Origin of the sequence: Roseibium album (assembly GCF_001404515.1) — a bacterium.
GTDB lineage: Bacteria > Pseudomonadota > Alphaproteobacteria > Rhizobiales > Stappiaceae > Roseibium > Roseibium album.
In genome coordinates, this window is sequence record NZ_CXWE01000007.1 from 112,329 (window position 1) to 129,994 (window position 17,666).

The window sequence follows — 17,666 nt, forward strand, 5'->3', positions numbered from 1 at the left end:
GCAGGCATCATTGGCTGCGGCGCCCGTTGCTTGTATTGGCTGGAGTTGCGATGCCGGTGCGGATAGGCCTCGCGGACAAGGGATCGCAAAGCCGGGGGGCTATCGTGCGAAATGACGACGCCAGCAGCTTCACGATACTGCATGCCTGCCTCTGGCTGCTGTTTGCCGGCCTGGCGGCACCTGTCTTTTTCTGGCCGGATCACACGATTGCGCATGTGGATGATCTCTTTTTCATACCCTGGGCTGCGGAATATGCCACGACAGGAAATCACGGCAATCCACTGCTTGCAGTTCAGTTTCCCGGACTTGAAAACTATCATCTTTATACCCGCTTCCATCTGATCCTTTCCGGCTTGTTCCTGGATCAGTTCGGTGTCAGCAGACAAAGCGTCGTTGCTTACGAGTATCTTTGCTTCCTGCTGACGACGCTTGCTTTCACGGCCCTGTGCCTGGCCATCAGATTGCCGAAAGCCGCGCTGGTCGCGCCGCTGTTACTCGTCCCGACCTATGTCGTGACCGGGTTCCGGCTTGAGGTCACTGCCTGTGTCTTCTGGATGTTGGGCCTTTCCCTGTTGTTCTGGGCTGCAAGACTGAAGGACCCCGGAAGGGCGGATTTGCAGGTATCCTGTCTCAGGACACTTGCGAAGCTGGCCTTGGTCTTTGCACCACTGGCCTCACCAGCTCTCTTCGCCTGGGGCCTCGGCGCTATTGTTGTTCACGACATCTGGAGGTTCGTGTTCCGGGAAGCAAAGATCGTTGCATTGTTCTTCGAAAATGCCGTCGCGCTTGCTCTGGGACTGGTGATCTTTTCGCTCAGCATCGACTTTCAGTATCGCGAGTTCGTCGACCAGATCGTCTTCCATGCAGCAAGGTCGACCGGACACGGGATCAATGATGAGGCGCTTGGCAGGGCGGCGATATTTGCCGTTGTCGGAGCTGCGCTGACAAGATGGTCGCGCCCTGCCGCGCTTGTCTGCCTGCTATTGTCCGCCGGTCAGGGACTTGCTGCATTTCTTCACGACAAGGTTCTGGTACGCAATCTCGCTGCGAGCATGGTTTTTCTGGTGGCGCTCGACGCAGTCACGAGGAAACGGTTCCTGAGAACCGCTTACGTGCTTTACACGCTGGTGTTCCTCGTCCTCACGGCAAATTTCCTGGTTTTTTATGTCCTCTCCGAACGTGCGTCGGGCCGGGTTGCAGCAACCCGGGACTACTGGAACGATATTGATGCAGACAACCGGGTCTTCATCGACGAGACCATGGCGCATCACTATCTCGATCATCAGACCCGCGATGCTGTTTCATGGACATGGGGTCGGGAGTTCCCGCTGGCGCGCGCAGAGGAATTGAACGAATTGAGAGCTGGTGAAGTCTGGTATCTGAGCCCCTATACGCTGTTTGCCTATCTCAAGGGACACACCGCAATTGCCAAAGCGCTCGCCGAGGATGTCGACTACCGGCGATTGCCCCAGCTTTCCTGTGTCATGGGTCGGCATTCCTGCCGCCTTCCGGCGGAACGATGGACCATGCTTCGCCTTCAGCGGGATGATGACCGGATCATGGTGACTGACTACGCGTCTGATCGCGAGTTTACGGTTCCGGCAAATTGAGGAGACCTCAACCCGGCTTCGAAGCCGTTATGACAAAGTGGGTTATCGAGAAAAAGAAGCGTCCTGAATTGGAGAGCTGAACCTGTTCCTCGGCCCAGTCATTCGCGTCGTCCTCCGACACCGCACCCTTGCTGACAACATATGGTTTCATGAGATGGATCATCATGTTCGGCAGACCGTCGGGATGCAATTCGGTGCTGTTGAACGGGATTGCGGTCACGTTGTCGACCCGGAAACCGGCATCACGCAAGATGGGCGGCAACACGGCGGGGACGCAACGTTCCACGAGATGTTTGTCCCAGGTGTCGAGCATCAGTTTCATGCGCTCCGGCTTGTCGCTGAACCAGGCCGTGGTGTCCCAGTGCATGTCACCGACAACCAACCGGCCGCCGGGCTTCAGAATGCGCTTAACCTCGGCTATGGCGCCGGCAAGATCGTCCAGATATTCGAACACCTGCAACGAAACCGCCTTGTCTGCGGAATTTCGCTCAAGCGGCAGTTCTGTGGCGGTGCCGCGCAGGATCTTCACGTTTGAACACTGTGCACAGCGCTTGACGGCAGCGTCACGCATGTCTTCACTCGGGTCGATGCCGAGAACTTTTCCTGCGTCTCCGATGGTGCGGGAAAGTTCGAGCGTCAGCAGTCCGTTGCCGCAGCCGATATCGGCAATGATATCACCTGGTCTTGGTCGCAAGGCATCGAATGAGGCACGCCTGCGTCTGGAAAAATCCGCCCCCAGATAGGCCTCCTCCAGAAGCTTCGTTGTCCGTTCGTCGAATTGGAGCATCTGATCGTCTTCCGTTTCAGTGATTGTCCAGGCACTGGCTGTGATCGCCGAACGCCTTGAGCACATTGCACTGGGTCACCGTATGATCGCCTCGGCAACTCGTTGCTATCCGGGCGAGTTCCGCCTCCAGTTTTTTCAGATGAACAATACGCTCGCGTATCGACTTGAGCTGGTCGGACGCAATCCGGTCCGCTTCGTGACAGGGCTTGTCGGGGTGCTGGCTGAGTTCGATCAGGTCGCGGATCGCCGGCATGGGAAGACCGAGATCCCGGCTGTGCCTGATGAAACGGAGACGCTCACGGTCGGTTTCCCGGTACCGCCTCTGATTGCCTTCGGTGCGCACAGGCGGGTCAATCAGGCCCTCTTTTTCATAATACCGGATGGTCGGTACTTTCACACCGGTCTGCTTTGACAGTTCGCCGATTGAAAAATGCATCAAAAAAAACCTCTTGAAGCTCTAGTCGCTATAGGGATTAGAAGACTCTGCAAGGAAGAAATCAAGACACTTTACGGAGAAAGAAATGGGCGCCTGCTGCGGACACTCTCACGGAACGTTTGACGGTATGTCGAAAGACTACCGCCGGCGTCTTTGGCTCGTGATCGGTTTGAACGCGGCCATGTTCATCGTTGAAATGGGGGCGGGTCAGGCGGCAGGATCAAAGGCGCTGCAGGCGGATGCTCTCGATTTCTTCGGCGATGCCGTGACCTACGGAATTTCGATGGCCGTGATCGGCGCGTCTTTGAAGACCCGCGCTGTGGCGGCGCTTGCAAAGGGTGTCAGCCTGCTGCTGATGGGTTTGTGGGTTGCAGGAACAACGCTTCACCAGGTTTTTGTTCTTGGCGTGCCTCAGGCCGCCGTTATGGGATCTGTCGGGTTTCTCGCTCTGGCGGTCAATCTTGCCAGTGTGATGCTGCTGGTGCGTTACAAGGATGGTGATGCCAATGTCCGGTCGGTCTGGCTCTGTTCGCGCAATGACGCGATCGGCAATGTTGCGGTCATGATCGCTGCGATGGGTGTCTGGGGCACGGCGACTGCCTGGCCGGACCTCGTGGTTGCCGGCTTGATGGCGGCGCTGTTCGTAAGCTCTGCGGTTCAGATCCTGAGCCAGGGAATTCGGGAATTCAGGCACGACACCCTGATATCCACGGAACGCTCCTGAGCAGACAGACCCGAAGCATCAGGCAGATGCCCCGGGTTCAGTATTGCCGAGATGCACGAGGGTTACCTCGGGCGGAACGCCGATCCTGACGGGCAGCAGAGAACAGCCGAGACCGCCGGACACAACCAGGTGCCGGGGCTCGGCCGACAGACCGAGGTGCCGGACAAGTTTCGAACCCGAGTACTCGACATAATGTCCATAAGGGTACTTTTTGCCGTGTCTGGCCGGATATCCTGGCCGGTAGCCGAAACAGTTGATCTGGCCGCCATGGGTGTGCCCGCTCACGGTCAGGCTGACGCGGGAAGGAACATCGTCGAATATGTCGGGTTCATGTGCCATCAGAAGGACGGGTGCATCATCGGTAATTTGCGCAAGGGTGCCGGACAAGTCGTCGAGCCCCTGCATTGTCTTCCGCTTCAGCTTCAGGTTCGGACCGAGTGCCATCTGGTCTTCCAGGCCTGCCACCCAGAATGGATGGCCGTCCTTTTCAATGCGGGCCGCTCGGTTTTGATAAAGAGGAATACCCGCGTTGAGCAGGGCCTGGCCGTATTTCGTCGGGCCGCTGCCGGACAATTGCGCCTCCTTGTCATCCCACCAGTCGTGGTTTCCCAGGATCGCGTGCGTGCCGAGCGGTGCGGAAAGGTTTCCGAATTGGTCCGCCCAGGCCTGTGGTGGAATCGGACCGTACTGCATTTTGTGATCAGCAACGTAGTCCCCCAGCATCAGGATGATGTCCGGTTCCAACTCATTGGTTCTCTCGACAATAAAACGGACCCGGTCGAGGCTCATCCAGGGGTCGCAGATATGCGGGTCTGCGATGAGCGCGGCCGTGAGGTGCAGGTCTTTGGGCCAATTCGGGGGCGTCAGATAGTGGTGTTGCACCCGTAGACGGAAAGGTTCGATGCCGACCGCGTAGGCGGCGGTCGACATGGTGCTGAGGGCAGCGATGCCCAAGCCTTGCAGGAAATTTCGCCTGGAAATCATGAAGCCCCTTGGTTTGCCATCGTAATTGCGGTTGGCTTTTCAGCACTATCCAGTCCGGAAGAGGCGCAATGAAGGAGACTTTCAGCAGATTTTGTGCAGGTTGGCCTTGCGCAAAAAAAAACCGCTGCCGAAGCAGCGGGAGACTGATTGGAGCAAAAGAAACTTGGATTACTCAGTTGGTTCCTCTGCAGGAACCGGCAGGATGATCTCTTCCTGCGTGATCTCATCGCTGAGATCGTTGGTCGCGATGGCGACATCGACATTGACTTCCGGAACGAAAGTCGTGTCCGCGACAGACATGTTCTCGTCGGCCTTGGCTGTCTTTCCCCAGGAACACGCGCTTGCCGGAGCAATGGCGAATGCTGTCAGGGCGAAACCTGCTATGGCTGTGTTGATCAGACGCATGATGAGCCTCCGTCTGTTGCTGCGCGGGACAAGCGCAGTAACATGTAGGGTAAAGCAAAAATGAAATCGGACAAGGAAAAACCGGGTAGAGATTGATACCAAGGTTAAGATCGGCCGGTTTACTTTCTGTTAAGATTGTATGTCTTTTCCGTCCGGGGCTCAGATAAGTCATTGACGACGTTGACGACATGTGCGTCGAGCATGTCCCCGAACGCCTTCAGCGTAATCTGCTTGCTGCTCAGAAAACCGATCAGAAGAACGTCTATCGCGCCATCGGAACGAAGGTCTGCCTTGGTCCAGCCCCACTTGCAGTCACGCGGGATACAGGATGTGAATGCCCTGACACGAACGAAAACCTGTTCGTTCTCGCACTTGCTTTCCACTTCGATCCGGCTGATCTCCTTGGGCTTGGCGTCCGAATAGACCCATGTCCCGTCTTCGGGAAGCGGACAGTAAACCCGCTGCGCCTGGGACGGTGCAACGAGAAGCAGGAACATTCCGGCGACCAGGATCAACATACGCATTGACGCTCTCCAGAGAAGGTTCGCTAGCGGTGCATGTCTGCGGCGCGTCTTCCAGTTCAGCGCCATGACTGGATGCAGGTGCCCTGCGAACCCGCCGACGATATACTGGTCATCTTCGGCGATTCGCAATCATTCGGACATAACCCGGTCATGCACTCACTTACCACGGAGCAGCTTGTGCTGCGCCCACCAGAGGATAGCGACTTTGAAGTTTACAAGTCGTTTTTTTCCAACCGGGAGGCGTCACGATATTACGGCGGTCCGCTACGGCCTGATCAGGCGTGGCGGGTTCTGGCCTCTCATCTCGGACACTGGCAATTGCGTGGCTACGGCATGTGGATGATTGTGCCCGGTGAAAGCGGGGAGCCTGTGGGTGGCTGCGGCTTCGTCTGGCCGGAGGGTTGGCCGAGGCGTGAATTGACATGGTGGCTGATGCCGGAGGCCCGTGGCCGCGGCATTGCCGTCGAAGCTTCGCGCATCGCCATTCGCCACGCCTATGATCACTATGGCTGGCCACGTGCTGAAACGCACATGAGTGATGACAATATCGCTGCAAAGCGACTGGTCCAGAAACTGGATGGCACGGAGATCGCTCGCGAGATCTTTCCTGACGGCGAAACCCGCACTGTCTATGAGTTGCCGCGCCCAGACTGAAATCGGAGGGTGTTCATCGCCTCGGATGGGCCTTGTCATAGGCGGCCAGCAGATGTGTGCTGTCGACCTCGGTATAGATCTGCGTCGAGGACAGGCTCGCGTGGCCGAGCAATTCCTGGATCGTCCTGAGGTCGCCGCCGCCTGCCAGGAGATGCGTGGCAAAGGAATGACGCAGGGCATGAGGCGTCGCGCTGTCCGGCAGACCGAGCGCGCCACGCAGTTTTTCCATGGCGAGCTGGATCATGCGCGGATTGAGGGCTCCTCCGCGTGCACCCAGGAACAATGGACCTTCCGGACTGATGGCGTAGGGGCAGAGCTTTTGATACTGGGCGATGGCCTCGCAGACCGCCGGCAGGATCGGAACGATGCGCTCCTTGCGGCCCTTGCCGACGATGCGCAGGGTCTTCGTGCCTGGTCCCGGTGCCATACCACCGGTCAGCGACAGGGCTTCGGAAATTCGAAGGCCGCAGCCGTAAAGAAGGGTCAGGACCGCCGCGTTGCGTGCTTCGATCCAGGCCGCACTTTCCAGCGCGAAATCACCGCTTGTCACATCGATCGCGTCGCGCGAGGAAACGGGTTTGGGCAACGATTTCGCCTGGCGTGGCGGCCGGACAGCGGCGGACGCCGCAGCATTCACTTCTCCGCGCCGTTCCAGGAATTTCAGGAAGGAACGAATTCCGGCAAGCCCGCGTGCAAGCGACCGGCTCTGGGCCCCGGTCCTGCGCCGGGACGCCAGAAAGCCGCGAAAATCCGATGGACGCAGCTCGGCAAGATCCTTCAGCGACGGTGCCGCGCCGAGATGCCCGGTCAAAAAGCGAAGAAACTGCCGCAGATCCCGTTCATAGGCAACCAGCGTCTGGTCGGACAGCCGCCGCTCGTCGGACAGGTGATCGAGCCAAAGTCCGACCCGGTGATTGAGGTCCGGTTTCGCGGTCACAAGAAGGTCTGACGTATCGGGGGCGGTCTTGCTCATGAGGAACACTAACGCGATAGCCGGTTCCGATTGGTTAATGGGGCTGACAGAGAGTCTGGATCGGATTTCAGGCCGAATGTCGTCCCGCGCTGCGTTCCGGCAGCATAGCTCGCAATCCACAATGACATCTGTCGAGGGCGGCTTTAATTTGCAAACTCGACGTCGCCCTCGAACCATGTGGTCTTGCGGCCGTCGGAGAGTTCGTTGCTGACATATGTCCCTTTACCCGTCATGCCGACATAGCGGCCGGTACCATGGACCACGTGCCAGACACCCTGCCTGTGAAAGGGGTTCTTGTCCTGCGCGTTCCACAGATTGCTGCCGGGTGTCAACTCATGGGCTACTGTCCACCGATCAGGAGACGTGCCAAAGATGCAGATGCCGTCTCCCAGAATCTCCTTGGACGTCCAGAAGCCGGCACCATGGCATTCGACGGCACCATCCGGAAGCGGTCCTTTCTCCCAGACTGTCGTACCCTTGCTGTCGTAAACGTAATAGCCGGCATACTCGCCGGTCTTCCAGGTCCGGGCTTCGGAGATATAGGTATTCGTACCTCCGATCAGTTCTCCTGCTGACGCCGGGAGGGCCAGCAGGACCAGGCTGGTAGCAATGAACATCTTCATGGGAATATTTCCTGTCCGGGCAGTTTTCGCACGACGGCAATCTTATCGGATAAACTCCGAATTGGCCCAGAAAACAAAAAAAAGCGGCTCGAAAGCCGCTTTGAATTCGTCGTCACTAACTGCGGTTAGCCTGTCTTGCGTCGACGCCATCCGGCAAAGCCAAGCAGGCCGATGCCACCAGCGAGCAGCGGCAATGCAGCGGGAAGCGGTACAGGTGTAATCGCATCACCGGTGACCCGGACCCAGTCGACCTTGTAGCCTTCGCTGCTGGTACCAACATCCGACCAGAACATCAGGTTGAAAATGGAATTGTCGGCGCCAGGGCTGATCGAGATCAGATTGGTGAGCCAGGTCCCGCCGCCTGTGTTCCCGTTAAATACCTCGTTCCACGCGCCTTCGTTGCTCATCGCCGGTGCCGGGCTTTCAGCCCAGGAAAGGTAAAAGTCGTCACTTCTTTCAACACTGCTGAATCCCTTCCAGCGAAACTCGACTTGAATATTGGTATAGCCTGTCGCGTCGATGGTCTTGCTGGCAGCCGCTGCATCCGGATTTCCAGGCAGAAAGTCTCTTAGTCTCAGGGCGTTGTCGAAAATTCCAACGTCGTTGTTGTCGTCTTCAAGCTGAGTCCAGCCGTTGCCGGGATTGTTGCTGTTTGTCCTGTTGAAGCTGTCATAAAACAAAGTAGCCGCTGATACGCTGCTTGTTGCCAGAATGGCAGCCAGTACCGTTGCAGTTCCAAGCAATTTTTTCATTGTCGTCCCCCAAAAATTGTAGATACGAAATTCGTAAGTTTTTTATCGGGCTCGTTTGAAGCACACCATCACTAGTTAGCGTATTGTTAACGTTGACACAACCTTATTTGCAACTGTGGTATGCGGCGCCACAAAAAAAACGACCCGGAAACCGGGCCGTCCAAAATCTTTGATTTGTAAATGAGCCGTCAGAGAACGCTCTGGCCGGTCTTGGCCCAATCGGCCAGAAATGCGTCGAGGCCCTTGTCCGTCAACGGGTGTTTGACGAGGCCCTTCAGCGTTGCGGGCGGGACCGTTGCGACGTCCGCGCCGATGAGTGCGCAATCCTTGACATGGTTTGCGGTGCGGATCGATGCGGCCAGGATTTCCGTACCGAACCCGTAATTGTCGTAAATCACGCGAATTTCCCGAATCAGCTCAAGGCCGTCGATATTGAGGTCGTCCAGGCGGCCGATGAACGGAGAGATGTAGGTCGCGCCGGCTTTTGCGGCGAGCAGCGCCTGGTTCGCCGAAAAACACAAGGTGACGTTGGTCTTGGTGCCTTCTTCCGTCAGTTGCTTGCACGCTTTCAGGCCATCGAATGTCAGCGGCAGCTTGATGACGACGTTATCGGCGATGGCACGCAGGACATGGGCTTCCTTGATCATGCCGTCAAAGTCGGTCGCAGCTACCTCGGCGGAGACGTCGCCCTGTGTGATCGCGCAGATTTCGGCGATTACTTCCTTGAAGTCGCGGCCCGACTTGGCGATGAGAGATGGATTGGTGGTCACGCCGTCGAGGAGCCCGGTGGATTCCAGTTCCTTGATCTCGGCGGTGTCTGCTGTGTCGACAAAGAATTTCATACGTGTTGTCTCCCGGTGAGGCGCCCGTTCGGCCGCCGGATACGCTCGTCCCGTCTTGTGCAAAACGGTTGCGTGGTTGGTCGCGCCCTCTTTACCCTAGGATGATGACAAGAAGAACCCCTGATTCTCCGGTGGACGATTTTTCTGCGGTACGTACCTCAGAAATGCTCTGCGAGGTGAAAAGACTGAAAATGCGTTGTTGTTGTTGCGTTTAAGCTGTTGCTGAACGGGTTGCGAAAATTGCTCTTATACTTCGATTGACACTTTTTCGACCGGAGATACGGGTAAGAACCAAATCTTGAATTGAGCCGACCTTGTCGATTTACGGAGCAAAACTTAATGCACGAAAGTTCCACAACCACGAAAAGTTATTTTACTTTTTTCGAGCGAGCGGGTCTGAGGCTCTTAAAAATATTTTGCTCGAGTCCAGACAGATTTGTCTACGGAATGAAGTTTCTTGGCTTTGAAGACGATAGAGCGTGCCGCGCACTGGAAGTCATTTTTGGCTTTACGTATGAAGACGCGAAAATGACGGTTGGAGAGTTGCTGGGTGCTCCGTATGTAAGTAACGAAAAAAAATCAAAAACGCTGAGTCGCCTGTTCCGGGAAAAATTTGGTCAAAAGCTGGCTGACAAATCCTGAAGCGCCTCGGCCTTAATGTCTCGCAACATTGGAACAAAAAAACACCGTGCTGTTTGACGATCAAGATTTTCAGGAAACCATCGCCAGTGTCCTGGTGCCGGTCGCGGTGCCGAAGGCCTATACCTATAAAGTCCCTCCCGGGCAGTCGGTCGTTCCCGGAACAATCGTCAGGGTGCCGCTCGGTCCGCGGGAAGTAGTCGGTGCGGTCTGGGACATTGAACCGGATGCAGCGATCAATCCGAAAAAACTGAAATCCATCACCCGGGTCTACGACCAGACCCCGCCGCTGGATGAAGATCTGCGCCGCTTTGTCGACTGGGTGGCGAACTGGACGCTGGGAGCACCTGGAATGGTGCTGCGCATGGTCCTGCGTTCGGAAGAAGCATTGGAACCTGAGCCACCCGTCCCCGGTGTGCGCCGGGTCGAGGGCGCTGAACCGGAGCGGCAGACGTCTGCCCGCCGCCGCGTACTGGAAACCATGGAAGACGGATTTGCCTGGACCAGGAGCGGTCTGGCACATGCCGCCGGCGTGTCGCCGTCGGTGATCGACGGATTGATTCAGCAGAACGTCCTCGAAGTTGTTTCCATGCCGGCGGCGCCGCCACCGCCGAAACCACAGCTCGACTATGCCCGCAAGAAACTGACGGACGCCCAGGAAGCGGTTGCTGCGGGCCTCGTCAGCACTTTCGAAAAGGGAACCGGCGTGACGCTCATCGACGGTGTCACGGGGTCGGGAAAGACGGAGGTTTACTTCGAGGCGATCGCGGAGGCCTTGCGGCGGGAGAAACAGGCTCTGGTCCTTCTGCCGGAAATCGCTCTCACGGAGCAGTTCCTGCGCCGCTATGAGCAGCGATTCGGTGTTTATCCGGCTGAATGGCATTCGGAGATCACTCCGAAGAACCGGGCGCGTGTCTGGCGCGGCGTGGCGTCGGGTGACGTGCGCGTGGTGATTGGCGCCAGGTCTTCCCTGTTCCTGCCTTTCAGGGAACTGGGCCTGATCATTGTCGACGAGGAACATGACGCCGCCTTCAAGCAAGACGACCGTGTTCCCTACAGCGCGCGGGATATGGCCGTTGTGCGCGGGCACATTTCAGGATTCCCGGTCGTGCTCGCTTCCGCAACGCCATCCGTGGAAAGTCACGTGAATGCGGAAATCGGAAGATACACTCTTTATGAACTGCCTGAACGGGCATCGGGCGCGGCTCTGCCGGATCTGCAGGCGATCGACATGCGCCTGGATGGGCCGGAGCGGGGCAGATGGCTTGCGCCACGGCTTGTCCATGCCATCAAGGATACATTTGCCGCAGGTGACCAGTCTCTCCTGTTCCTGAATCGGCGTGGATACGCCCCTCTGACCTTATGTCGCACCTGTGGCCACAGGTTTCAGTGCGCCCATTGCAGTGCCTGGCTGGTTGAACACCGTTTTCAGAAAAGACTTGTCTGTCACCATTGCGGTCATTTTGAACCGGTTCCGGACAATTGTCCCTCGTGCCAGAGCGCCAACAGCCTTGTTGCCTGCGGACCGGGTGTCGAGCGCGTTGCCGAAGAAGTCTCCGATCTCTTCCCGCAGGCGCGCACCCTTGTACTGTCTTCCGATCTGCCGGGAGGACCGGAACGTTTGAAGCGGGAGATGAAGATTGTCGAGGAAGGCGGTGCCGATATCATCATCGGGACACAACTGGTCGCGAAAGGTCACAATTTCCCCAAGATGAAACTGGTCGGGGTCATCGACGCCGATCTGGGTCTGGCGCACGGTGATCCGCGCGCTGCCGAAAAAACCTTTCAGCTTCTTGCTCAGGTCACAGGCCGCGCGGGGAGGGTGACCGGAGGCGGCCGGGGACTGCTACAGACCTATAATGCGGATCATCCTGTCATCAAGGGGCTGCTATCGGGCGACAAGCATGCCTTTTACCAGGCCGAGATCGAGGCAAGACGGGTTGCGGGCCTGCCTCCATTCGGCCGATTGGCGGCCGTTGTCGTGTCGGGACCGGACAAGATTTTTGCCGAAGGTTATGCCCGTGCGCTGGCCCGGGCGGCGCCTCCCGATGAAGCGGTCACCCTGCTGGGCCCGGCAGAAGCCGCTCTTGCGATGGTCCGCGGCAGGCACCGTTATCGGCTGCTGACCATGGCGCCGCGCCAGTTCGATCTCCAGTCCTACCTGCGGCGCTGGTTGAATCAGGGTCCGAAACCAACAAAAGGTCTGCGCGTCCAGATCGATATCGATCCTCAGCATTTCATGTGACAGTGCACAGTTCGTCGGACCGTTGCCGAAACCGGAATTCTCTTGCGATTGCAACGTGCTTCGGCCTCGCGAACAGGCGCGGCCGGACACTCGCCCGGGTTTATTTCGGAAGGCTGAGCGGCCTCGCCTGGAAGGACTTTTTATCGCCATGCAGCAAAAAACACCCAAGATTCCTTCAGAACAGTCTTTTGGCGAAGTTGCACACTGGGAAACCCTGTGCTAATTGAGGCGCGGCTTTGGGGGAACGGTTTAACCGTCATACCTTCTGACCTCGAAATCATTCATTATTTTCAATGCCTTGCGAGCGCTTGCCGTTTTGCGGGCTTGAAAAACGTCAGAGAGCACGGACCTGGTGACTGACAACGTATCTCTCGTATCCGGCGTGGCACAGCGTTATGCGTCCGCCCTTCTCGACCTCGCGGAGGGTGACGGCACTACCGCTGACGTGGAACGGGATCTCACTGCTTTCCAAGGCATGCTTGCCGAAAGCGAAGATCTCGACCGTCTTGTGAAGAGCCCGGCATTCAGTGCAGAAGAGCAGCTTACAGCGCTCACCGCACTTCTTGACAAGGCAGGCATCTCTGGTCTCGCCGCAAATTTCGTGAAGCTGGCCGCCCGTAACCGGCGCCTCTTCGTTCTCCCCGACATGATCAAGTCGTTCCACGCCCTGCTCGCAGACAAGCGTGGTGAGGAAACTGCAGAAGTCACTTCTGCAACTGTCCTTTCAGACGAGCATGTCGCAGCCCTGAAGGAAGCATTGTCTGCTTCGACGGGCAAAACCGTAAACATCGCAGCGAAAGTCGATCCTGCACTGATCGGTGGCCTCGTGGTCAAGGTCGGTTCCCGCATGATCGACACGTCGTTGCGTACCAAGCTCAATTCACTCAAGTTCGCGATGAAAGAGGTCGGCTGATGGATATTCGGGCCGCGGAAATCTCCGCAATCCTCAAGGACCAGATCAAGAGCTTTGGCCAGGAAGCCGAAGTTTCTGAAGTTGGTCAGGTGCTCTCCGTCGGTGACGGTATCGCCCGTGTTTATGGTCTGGACAAGGTTCAGGCTGGTGAAATGGTCGAGTTTCCAGGTGGTATCAAGGGCATGGCCCTTAACCTGGAATCAGACAACGTCGGTATCGTTATCTTCGGGTCTGACCGCGACATCAAGGAAGGCGACACCGTCAAGCGGACCGGCGCCATCGTGGAAGTTCCGGTCGGCAAGGGCCTCCTCGGCCGCGTTGTTGACCCGCTCGGCAACCCGATTGACGGCAAGGGCCCGATCGAAGCCACTGAAAAGCGCCGCGTCGACGTCAAGGCACCAGGCATCCTGCCGCGGAAATCCGTGCATGAGCCGATGTCGACTGGCCTGAAGGCCATTGACGCCCTGATCCCGATCGGACGTGGGCAGCGTGAGCTTGTCATCGGTGACCGTCAGACCGGCAAGACCGCAATCATTCTGGACACCTTCCTGAACCAGAAGCCTCTGCACGCATCCGATGACGAAGACGCCAAGCTGTACTGCATCTACGTTGCCGTCGGTCAGAAGCGGTCCACCGTTGCCCAGTTCGTCAAGGTTCTGGAAGACAACGGTGCCATGGATTACTCCATTGTCATCGCCGCGACCGCGTCCGACGCGGCTCCGCTGCAGTTCCTGGCACCGTTTGCCGGCTGCGCGATGGGCGAGTTCTTCCGTGACAATTCCATGCACGCCGTTATCGGATACGACGATCTGACCAAACAGGCCGTGGCCTATCGTCAGATGTCGCTGCTTCTGCGCCGCCCGCCGGGACGTGAAGCTTTCCCGGGCGACGTTTTCTACCTTCACTCCCGCCTGCTGGAACGTGCTGCGAAGCTGAACGAAGAGCATGGCAGCGGTTCATTGACCGCGTTGCCGGTCATTGAAACCCAGGGCAATGACGTTTCCGCGTTCATTCCGACCAACGTGATCTCGATCACCGACGGTCAGATCTTCCTTGAAACGGACCTCTTCTATCAGGGCATCCGCCCGGCGGTGAACGTCGGTCTTTCGGTCTCCCGCGTTGGCTCTTCTGCCCAGATCAAGGCGATGAAGCAGGTTGCGGGCCCGGTTAAGGGTGAACTCGCGCAGTACCGTGAAATGGCGGCCTTCGCACAGTTCGGTTCCGACCTCGATGCCACCACGCAGCGTTTGCTGAACCGTGGCGCACGTTTGACCGAGCTTTTGAAGCAGCCGCAGTTTTCGCCATTGAAAACGCAGGAACAGGTCGCGGTGATCTATGCCGGCGTGAATGGTTATCTGGATGGTTTTGCGGTTGACCGGGTGAAGGACTTCGAAGAAGGCCTGCTTCTGTTCCTTCGCGGTGAGCATCAGGATCTGCTGGATGCAATCTGGGACAAGAAAGCTCTCGACGACGAACTGACTGGCAAGCTGAAAGCTGCCATCGATGCGTTCGCCAAGAACTTCGCTTAAGACGACACGCCGGGATAAGGAGCAGGGGCGGCCATGCCGAGCCTGAAGGACTTACGAAACCGCATCGCTTCCGTGAAGGCGACGCAGAAAATCACCAAGGCCATGCAAATGGTGGCCGCGGCGAAACTGCGTCGTGCACAGGAAGCTGCGGAGGCCGCGCGGCCCTATGCGGAACGCATGGGCGCGGTGCTGACCAACCTCGCGGAAGCATTCGAGGGTCGCGATGACGCTCCGAAGCTGATGTCCGGTACGGGCAGCGACCAGGTTCATCTCCTGGTTGTCGCTACCGCAGAACGCGGGCTTTGCGGGGGTTTCAACACGAACATTGCCAAGCTGGCTCGTGAAAAGGCGCGCAGCCTGATCGCGGACGGCAAGACGGTCAAGATCATCTGTGTCGGCAAGAAGGGTTTCGATGCCCTCAAGCGCGAACTCGGCCAGCATGTGATCAAGACGATCGATCTGCGCAGCGTAAAGAATGTGGGGTTTGTCAATGCCGATGAGATCGGCAAAGAGGTTCTCTCCATGTTTGCTGACGGCGAATTCGACGTCTGCACGTTGTTCTATTCGACGTTCAGGTCGGTGATTGCACAAGAGCCGACGGCAAAGCAGTTGATCCCGGCCAGTTTCGAAACCGACGAGACTGAGGACCGTAGCGGTGCCCAGCCGGTTTACGAATATGAGCCGGATGAAGCGGAAATCCTTGAGGATCTGCTGCCGCGTAACATTTCCGTACAGATTTTCCGGGCTCTTCTGGAAAATGCTGCTTCCGAACAGGGTGCCCGCATGTCCGCGATGGACAATGCGACCCGCAATGCCGGTGACATGATCGACAAACTGACGATCAACTACAATCGTCGGCGTCAGGCGCAGATTACGACGGAATTGATTGAAATTATCTCGGGTGCGGAAGCGCTCTAAAGCGTTTTGCGCCCGTCAGGGCGCAGAGTGCCGGACTAGAATTAGTATCGATCAACTCTTCCGCCTTGTTGCGAAGACGCACAGGGCAAGTTGATCTAACGGGATCGAGACGAGGATTAGGGACATGGCTGACAAACAGGTCGGACGGATCACCCAGGTCATCGGCGCCGTTGTCGACGTCAAGTTCGATGACCACCTGCCGTTGATCCTGAACGCTCTGGAAGCGGATAACCAGGGTGTACGCCTGGTTCTTGAGGTGGCACAGCACCTCGGCGAGAACACGGTACGCACCATCGCAATGGACTCCACCGAGGGTCTGGTGCGCGGACAGGACGTCGTCGACACCGGCTCACCGATTGCGGTGCCGGTTGGCGATGGCACGCTGGGCCGCATCATGAACGTTATCGGCGAGCCGGTTGACGAAGCCGGTGAAATTCCACACACCGACAAGCGCGGCATCCACCAGGAAGCGCCATCGTTCATCGAACAGTCCACCGAAGCTGAAATCCTGGTGACGGGCATCAAGGTCGTCGACCTTCTCGCCCCTTACGCAAAGGGCGGCAAGATCGGTCTGTTCGGTGGTGCCGGCGTTGGCAAGACCGTTCTGATCATGGAATTGATCAACAACGTCGCCAAGGCTCACGGCGGTTACTCGGTGTTTGCTGGTGTTGGCGAGCGAACTCGTGAGGGCAATGACCTTTACTGGGAAATGATCGAATCCGGCGTGAACAAGGAAGGCGGCGGCGAAGGCTCCAAGGCTGCTCTTGTATATGGCCAGATGAACGAGCCTCCCGGAGCGCGTGCGCGTGTTGCGTTGACCGGTCTGACAGTTGCGGAGCACTTCCGTGACGCTGGTCAGGACGTTCTGTTCTTTGTCGACAACATCTTCCGCTTCACCCAGGCCGGTTCCGAAGTGTCCGCGCTTCTCGGCCGTATCCCGTCTGCTGTGGGCTACCAGCCGACACTTGCGACAGACATGGGTACGATGCAGGAACGCATCACGACCACGAACAAGGGCTCGATCACGTCGGTTCAGGCCGTGTATGTTCCGGCCGATGACTTGACCGACCCTGCACCGGCCTCGACCTTTGCCCACTTGGATGCGACGACGGTTCTGAACCGCGCGATTGCGGAAAAAGGCATCTATCCGGCTGTGGATCCGCTGGACTCCACGTCCCGCATGCTGGACGCCCGCATCATCGGTGAAGAGCACTACGACACTGCCCGTGCCGTTCAGGGTACGCTTCAGCGCTACAAGGCGCTGCAGGACATCATCGCCATTCTCGGCATGGATGAACTGTCTGAAGAAGACAAACTGACCGTGGCCCGTGCCCGTAAGATTGAGCGCTTCCTGTCTCAGCCGTTCTTCGTCGCAGAGGTGTTCACCGGTTCACCGGGCAAACTGGTTGCTCTGGAAGACACGATCAAAGGCTTCAAGGGCCTCGTTGATGGTGAATATGATCACCTGCCGGAAGCTGCATTCTACATGGTCGGTTCCATGGAAGAAGCAATTGAGAAAGCTCAGAAACTGGCTGCGGAAGCTGCCTGATCCGAGTTTTAACCGGACGCCCGCTCGAGCGTCCGGTATTCCTGATTTTTGATGGCCTGGCCATCTGAAACGTAGACTGACAAGGAAGACGCCAAATGGCTGAACTTTTCCAGTTTGAGTTGGTCTCGCCGGAGCGCCAGCTCCTCTCCGAACAGGTGGCTGAGGTCGTTGTGCCCGGTGCTGAAGGCGAGTTTGGCGTTCTGAAGGACCATAGCCTGTTCATGTCCAGCATAGCGCCGGGCATTCTGAAGGTCCGCAACGAAGGCGATTCCTGGACGGAATACTTCGTGCGCGGCGGCTTTGCCGATGTATCGGCCGACGGGTTGACGGTGCTTGCCGAACAGGCTGTTCCGGTCTCGGAGATCAGCCGCGAACAACTTGATCTCGCGATCAAGAACGCGGAGGAAGACGCTGCAGACGCCAAGGACGACATGACCAGGCAGAAGGCAGACCGGACACTTCGCAGGCTCAAGGATGTTGCCGAGGCCCTGAAACAGGTCTGACGGGCGCCCTGAAGTTCACATCATCCAGAACGCGGACCGGAAACGGGCCGCGTTTT

19 protein-coding genes are annotated in these 17,666 nt (G+C 57.6%); 10 read left to right on the forward strand and 9 right to left on the reverse strand.

Translation table 11 applies throughout. The annotated features are described in order from the left end of the window. Window positions 1-50 precede the first annotated feature (50 nt). On the forward strand, window positions 51-1,610 hold the full coding sequence (locus LA5095_RS22980; protein ID WP_144436117.1) for a hypothetical protein: 1,560 nt from the start codon (window positions 51-53) through the stop codon (window positions 1,608-1,610). A gap of 7 nt (window positions 1,611-1,617) precedes the next feature. On the opposite strand, the gene LA5095_RS22985 is transcribed toward LA5095_RS22980, so the two are convergent. Continuing rightward, window positions 1,618-2,397 carry a methyltransferase domain-containing protein gene (locus LA5095_RS22985; protein WP_055119750.1) on the reverse strand — a complete coding sequence of 260 codons (780 nt, stop codon included), beginning with the start codon at window positions 2,395-2,397 and terminating at the stop codon, window positions 1,618-1,620. Between the two features lie 16 nt (window positions 2,398-2,413). Beyond that, complete coding sequence (locus tag LA5095_RS32150; protein ID WP_082442541.1) at window positions 2,414-2,833, reverse strand: MerR family transcriptional regulator; 420 nt, start codon at window positions 2,831-2,833, stop codon at window positions 2,414-2,416. Window positions 2,834-2,918: 85 nt separating this feature from the next. Here LA5095_RS32150 and LA5095_RS22995 point away from each other — a divergent pair, with 85 nt between their 5' ends. Beyond that, window positions 2,919-3,557 (forward strand): cation efflux transmembrane domain-containing protein, encoded by a 639-nt coding sequence (locus LA5095_RS22995; RefSeq protein ID WP_055119257.1) that lies wholly within the window; start codon window positions 2,919-2,921, stop codon window positions 3,555-3,557. Window positions 3,558-3,575: 18 nt separating this feature from the next. On the opposite strand, the gene LA5095_RS23000 is transcribed toward LA5095_RS22995, so the two are convergent. From LA5095_RS23000 to LA5095_RS23010, 3 genes are all read right to left on the reverse strand, one after another. Next, window positions 3,576-4,541 carry a metallophosphoesterase gene (locus LA5095_RS23000; RefSeq protein ID WP_055119259.1) on the reverse strand — a complete coding sequence of 322 codons (966 nt, stop codon included), beginning with the start codon at window positions 4,539-4,541 and terminating at the stop codon, window positions 3,576-3,578. 168 nt (window positions 4,542-4,709) lie between these two features. Then, window positions 4,710-4,946, reverse strand: coding sequence for a hypothetical protein (locus tag LA5095_RS23005; RefSeq protein WP_055119262.1), 237 nt, complete (start codon window positions 4,944-4,946; stop codon window positions 4,710-4,712). Window positions 4,947-5,065: 119 nt separating this feature from the next. Next, entirely contained in the window at window positions 5,066-5,470 is a 405-nt protein-coding gene (locus tag LA5095_RS23010) for a hypothetical protein (RefSeq protein WP_055119264.1), read from the reverse strand. A gap of 33 nt (window positions 5,471-5,503) precedes the next feature. On the opposite strand from LA5095_RS23010, the gene LA5095_RS23015 reads away from it, so the two are divergent. Further along, window positions 5,504-6,124, forward strand: coding sequence for a GNAT family N-acetyltransferase (locus LA5095_RS23015; RefSeq protein ID WP_208992835.1), 621 nt, complete (start codon window positions 5,504-5,506; stop codon window positions 6,122-6,124). A 13-nt stretch (window positions 6,125-6,137) separates the two neighbouring features. Here the strand turns inward: LA5095_RS23015 and LA5095_RS23020 are convergent, their stop codons facing one another. The 4 genes from LA5095_RS23020 to fsa form a co-directional block, all read right to left on the reverse strand. Then, window positions 6,138-7,097, reverse strand: coding sequence for a tyrosine recombinase XerC (locus LA5095_RS23020; RefSeq protein WP_055119266.1), 960 nt, complete (start codon window positions 7,095-7,097; stop codon window positions 6,138-6,140). 143 nt (window positions 7,098-7,240) lie between these two features. Beyond that, a complete protein-coding gene (locus tag LA5095_RS23025) occupies window positions 7,241-7,720 on the reverse strand; it encodes a hypothetical protein (protein WP_055119268.1) in 480 nt (159 codons plus the stop codon). Window positions 7,721-7,845: 125 nt separating this feature from the next. Continuing rightward, window positions 7,846-8,472, reverse strand: a complete 627-nt coding sequence (locus LA5095_RS23030) for a PEP-CTERM sorting domain-containing protein (protein WP_055119269.1) — start codon at window positions 8,470-8,472, stop codon at window positions 7,846-7,848. 188 nt (window positions 8,473-8,660) lie between these two features. Continuing rightward, complete coding sequence (gene fsa, locus LA5095_RS23035; protein ID WP_055119272.1) at window positions 8,661-9,314, reverse strand: fructose-6-phosphate aldolase; 654 nt, start codon at window positions 9,312-9,314, stop codon at window positions 8,661-8,663. Window positions 9,315-9,653: 339 nt separating this feature from the next. Here fsa and LA5095_RS23040 point away from each other — a divergent pair, with 339 nt between their 5' ends. The 7 genes from LA5095_RS23040 (at window position 9,654) to LA5095_RS23070 (ending at window position 17,610) form a co-directional block, all read left to right on the forward strand. Continuing rightward, entirely contained in the window at window positions 9,654-9,956 is a 303-nt protein-coding gene (locus LA5095_RS23040; RefSeq protein ID WP_055119274.1) for a hypothetical protein, read from the forward strand. Between the two features lie 46 nt (window positions 9,957-10,002). Then, on the forward strand, window positions 10,003-12,198 hold the full coding sequence (locus LA5095_RS23045; RefSeq protein ID WP_055119754.1) for a primosomal protein N': 2,196 nt from the start codon (window positions 10,003-10,005) through the stop codon (window positions 12,196-12,198). 352 nt (window positions 12,199-12,550) lie between these two features. Beyond that, window positions 12,551-13,111, forward strand: a complete 561-nt coding sequence (locus LA5095_RS23050) for a F0F1 ATP synthase subunit delta (RefSeq protein ID WP_055119276.1) — start codon at window positions 12,551-12,553, stop codon at window positions 13,109-13,111. Continuing rightward, a complete protein-coding gene (atpA, locus tag LA5095_RS23055; RefSeq protein WP_055119278.1) occupies window positions 13,111-14,640 on the forward strand; it encodes a F0F1 ATP synthase subunit alpha in 1,530 nt (509 codons plus the stop codon). The genes LA5095_RS23050 and atpA overlap by 1 nt, the downstream gene beginning before the upstream one ends. A 33-nt stretch (window positions 14,641-14,673) precedes the next feature. Continuing rightward, the gene (locus LA5095_RS23060; RefSeq protein WP_055119280.1) at window positions 14,674-15,558 is read left to right on the forward strand and encodes a F0F1 ATP synthase subunit gamma; all 885 of its coding nucleotides are present in this window, start codon (window positions 14,674-14,676) and stop codon (window positions 15,556-15,558) included. 124 nt (window positions 15,559-15,682) lie between these two features. Further along, the gene (gene atpD, locus LA5095_RS23065) at window positions 15,683-17,107 is read left to right on the forward strand and encodes a F0F1 ATP synthase subunit beta (RefSeq protein WP_055119281.1); all 1,425 of its coding nucleotides are present in this window, start codon (window positions 15,683-15,685) and stop codon (window positions 17,105-17,107) included. Between the two features lie 95 nt (window positions 17,108-17,202). Beyond that, window positions 17,203-17,610, forward strand: a complete 408-nt coding sequence (locus tag LA5095_RS23070) for a F0F1 ATP synthase subunit epsilon (protein WP_055119283.1) — start codon at window positions 17,203-17,205, stop codon at window positions 17,608-17,610. Window positions 17,611-17,666: the final 56 nt, after the last annotated feature.

Coding starts and splice junctions, on each gene's coding strand:
- LA5095_RS22980 (WP_144436117.1), top strand. CDS start 51: ATGCCGGTGCGGATAGGCCTCGCGGACAAGGGATCGCAAAGCCGGGGG.
- LA5095_RS22985 (WP_055119750.1), bottom strand. CDS start 2,397: ATGCTCCAATTCGACGAACGGACAACGAAGCTTCTGGAGGAGGCCTAT.
- LA5095_RS32150 (WP_082442541.1), bottom strand. CDS start 2,833: ATGCATTTTTCAATCGGCGAACTGTCAAAGCAGACCGGTGTGAAAGTA.
- LA5095_RS22995 (WP_055119257.1), top strand. CDS start 2,919: ATGGGCGCCTGCTGCGGACACTCTCACGGAACGTTTGACGGTATGTCG.
- LA5095_RS23000 (WP_055119259.1), bottom strand. CDS start 4,541: ATGATTTCCAGGCGAAATTTCCTGCAAGGCTTGGGCATCGCTGCCCTC.
- LA5095_RS23005 (WP_055119262.1), bottom strand. CDS start 4,946: ATGCGTCTGATCAACACAGCCATAGCAGGTTTCGCCCTGACAGCATTC.
- LA5095_RS23010 (WP_055119264.1), bottom strand. CDS start 5,470: ATGCGTATGTTGATCCTGGTCGCCGGAATGTTCCTGCTTCTCGTTGCA.
- LA5095_RS23015 (WP_208992835.1), top strand. CDS start 5,504: ATGTCTGCGGCGCGTCTTCCAGTTCAGCGCCATGACTGGATGCAGGTG.
- LA5095_RS23020 (WP_055119266.1), bottom strand. CDS start 7,097: ATGAGCAAGACCGCCCCCGATACGTCAGACCTTCTTGTGACCGCGAAA.
- LA5095_RS23025 (WP_055119268.1), bottom strand. CDS start 7,720: ATGAAGATGTTCATTGCTACCAGCCTGGTCCTGCTGGCCCTCCCGGCG.
- LA5095_RS23030 (WP_055119269.1), bottom strand. CDS start 8,472: ATGAAAAAATTGCTTGGAACTGCAACGGTACTGGCTGCCATTCTGGCA.
- fsa (WP_055119272.1), bottom strand. CDS start 9,314: ATGAAATTCTTTGTCGACACAGCAGACACCGCCGAGATCAAGGAACTG.
- LA5095_RS23040 (WP_055119274.1), top strand. CDS start 9,654: ATGCACGAAAGTTCCACAACCACGAAAAGTTATTTTACTTTTTTCGAG.
- atpA (WP_055119278.1), top strand. CDS start 13,111: ATGGATATTCGGGCCGCGGAAATCTCCGCAATCCTCAAGGACCAGATC.
- LA5095_RS23060 (WP_055119280.1), top strand. CDS start 14,674: ATGCCGAGCCTGAAGGACTTACGAAACCGCATCGCTTCCGTGAAGGCG.
- atpD (WP_055119281.1), top strand. CDS start 15,683: ATGGCTGACAAACAGGTCGGACGGATCACCCAGGTCATCGGCGCCGTT.
- LA5095_RS23070 (WP_055119283.1), top strand. CDS start 17,203: ATGGCTGAACTTTTCCAGTTTGAGTTGGTCTCGCCGGAGCGCCAGCTC.